Annotated in this window: 2 protein-coding genes; one reads left to right on the top strand and one right to left on the bottom strand. The window is 56.8% G+C overall.

Features of this window, described 5'->3' with window-relative positions:
• Positions 1-361: 361 nt before the first annotated feature.
• Positions 362-1,528 carry an IS4 family transposase gene (locus WBB85_RS17460; RefSeq protein WP_432639871.1) on the bottom strand — a complete coding sequence of 389 codons (1,167 nt, stop codon included), beginning with the start codon at positions 1,526-1,528 and terminating at the stop codon, positions 362-364.
• A 140-nt stretch (positions 1,529-1,668) separates the two neighbouring features.
• On the opposite strand from WBB85_RS17460, the gene WBB85_RS17455 reads away from it, so the two are divergent.
• Entirely contained in the window at positions 1,669-2,355 is a 687-nt protein-coding gene (locus tag WBB85_RS17455) for a thioredoxin family protein (RefSeq protein ID WP_432639870.1), read from the top strand.
• Positions 2,356-2,774 lie beyond the last annotated feature (419 nt).

The following is a 2,774-nucleotide window of genomic DNA, read 5'->3' as shown; positions in this document are numbered from 1 at the left end:
CTCGAGGATGGTCAGCGATCCAGCGTAACCACCAGGCGCAGAAAGCGGATCGGCGCGCCTCAGCCAACCGAGACAGTGTGCTGGCCGTCTGGATCGGGATCGGAGAGGCTTGCCCCCTCGCTCGTCCAGGCCCTCAGGTCGGTACTCGTCTCGGCGGTGTAGGTGATCCCCGTGCTGCAACTGAGGTCCATGCCACCCTGAAATCGTGACCCCTAAGAACGGTCGCATTTGCCCCTTGAAGCGGTGCGGCGCGAGTTTATCATCTGGGCTCGTCAGATAGCTTGGTAATAGATAAGCTCGGCGGCGCCTCGTGCTACTGGAAGGCAAAAATCCAAGCAGACTATAAATCACTAGTGTCCAGCTAAGACCAGTTGAATGTCAACTGGTTACGGTTTCGATACTCTGATCCTTCTGACTTGTTCTCCGTAAGCAGTTCAGCCAGAGTAGCTTTCTGAAATACGTTGACGCTCAGGATTTGCATGATTCGGCTCAAGCTTTCGTCGATCCGGAGGGTCTTGTTGAGACAGGCTACCATGAGGTAGGTGCAGATTGCCGTCCAGATTTGCGTGTAGACAGCATTCTCACTGGTGCCGTAGAACGCCTTGATACGGAGGTTCTGTTTGATCCACTTGAAGAAGAGTTCGATCTTCCACCGGTTCTTGTAGATGGCCGCGACCACCAGGGCGGGCAGCCAGAAGTGATTGGTCAGAAACGTCAGGCGCTTCTTGGTCTCCGCATCGAAGTAGCCGATGCGCCGTAGAGTCTCGGGGTAGCTCCTCTTTCCTCTGGCGGTGCAGAGCCTGATCCGCTGGTCACACCTGAGCCCGGTCGAAGTGTCTACAGCGTGCGATCGAGACACCGTGAACCTCGTGTTGGTTTTGCTGCGTATCACGAAGAAGGCACCGGCCTCTGCTAGACGGAAGAGTCGTGCGAAATCGAGGTAGCCACGGTCGAAGACGTAGATGCTCCCGGCTTCGAAATACATCCCGTCGAGGAAGTTCACGTCATGCACGGCACCCTCCGTGAGGCTTATAAACACGGGGATCGAGCCGGTCAGGTCGATCTGTGTGTGCAATTTGATCGCGGCCTTTGTCGTTCTGAAGTGAGCCCACGGGAACATCGAGAGGCACAGGTCGACGGTCGAGGCATCAACGGCATAGACGATCTCATCGATATCGAGCCCGTTCGGGTCACCGGCGTAGAGGCGCCTCGCCTTGCGGATGAGAACATGCGCCAGCGCTTCGTAAACCCTCCAGTCGCGGTGACTGTTTGCGTAGGCGAGGTTTGTCCTCGTGACATTGCCCCGTATGCCCATCCCGTAGCGGTGTGGGCTCTCTCTAAGGCAGGCTTCGATGTCGCGCAGACTCTCCCGGAAAGTCAGCTGTGCAAAGAGCATCGCCAGAAACTGATCACGCCCACTCATCCCACGGCTTGAGCGAGGCATCGGGTACTGACTGATGCAGCGATCGAACTGCTCGCGGTGGATCATGTCCGAGACTTGGGTGAAAATCAGCCGTCCTTCATTCATGGCGCCAGTCTCAATAAGACAGGCAGGAACGGGGAATTGGATTCAAATGCGTCACACCACGGAATTGGCGTAATCGACTGAAAACGAACACTAAACAGATTGAAAAATTGTGCTTAGCTGGACACTAGTGACTATAAATCATGAATATCTTGAAGAACACACTTGCCGGAATCGCTTTCGGCGCACTCGCACTCTCCGCCCAGGCGGAAGACAAGGTTCAGATCGACGGCGCAGAGGTCGGCCACTGGACGATGGACTTCGACGCTGCCGTCAAATTGGCCGCGGAAAAGAAACTGCCGATGATGCTCAACTTCACCGGCTCCGACTGGTGCAGCTGGTGCAAGCTGATGGACAAGGGCGTCTTCGCTGAAGAGGCGTGGCAGAAATTCGCCGCCGAAAACGTGGTGCTAGTGACCCTCGATTTCCCCAAGGACAAAGCCATCGTCCCAGAAAAATACGTCAGTCGCAACAACGAGCTCAAGGACCAGTTCGGCGTGCGCGGATTCCCCACCTACGTCGTACTCGACAGTGATGGTAAGACAAAGCTGGGCCAACTCGGCGCCGGCAAAGACAAGACCCCTGCCAGCTTCATCGACGAGTTCAAGGCAGTGGTGCGGATGAGCCCGGCAAACATCGAGGCCTACATCAAAGCCAACCCCGACAAGGCCGACGCCTACAAAGCGGCGATCGCGGAGGACAAGGCCGCGACGCAGGCGCTCTCCGAATGGATCGCGACCGGTCCGGAGCGCAACGAGGAGAACAACAAGAAGTTCGCAGAGTTCCAGGCCCGCATCAAAGCGGCCGCTGAGAAATTGAAGAGCTTCTGATCGGAGCCAGCCGCGTCCTGGCTGAAACCGGCACGCCAAAATGAAAGACCTTCGGGGCGGCTCTGTGGAGCCGCCCCGTTTCATGTACCCCCACGCGTCGAGCGAGCCCGGACGCGATCTGCTACAAGGGGACAGGCACTTTACTTTACTTGATTCGATTGGCATTCGCCTGAATGTCGCGGAGATCAGGAATGGTGCCATTGCTGCTGGCAGATGGGAGATAGTTATAGGGGCGATCATTGCGTTCCTTTACGATCTGCTCGGCCTCCCGTGACCTCCGAGGTGATCGACCTGAAGCTGCGCATCCTGACGAATCTCGGCAGGCGGGCGCGGAGAGTGGTTGACTCGACCAAATCTGCCCGCGTAAGTAGTAGCGAATGGATCGATTGAAGATCTGCGGACGCGATCAGCTACCCCAG

Source organism: Albidovulum sp. (assembly GCF_049646345.1).
Classification (GTDB): domain Bacteria; phylum Pseudomonadota; class Alphaproteobacteria; order Rhodobacterales; family Rhodobacteraceae; genus Albidovulum.
This window is presented reverse-complemented; position numbering and strand designations above follow the sequence as displayed.

What these genes read in the sequence shown, in the direction of transcription:
- WBB85_RS17455 (WP_432639870.1), top strand. Translation starts at nt 1,669, where the DNA reads ATGAATATCTTGAAGAACACACTTGCCGGAATCGCTTTCGGCGCACTC.
- WBB85_RS17460 (WP_432639871.1), bottom strand. Translation starts at nt 1,528, where the DNA reads ATGAATGAAGGACGGCTGATTTTCACCCAAGTCTCGGACATGATCCAC.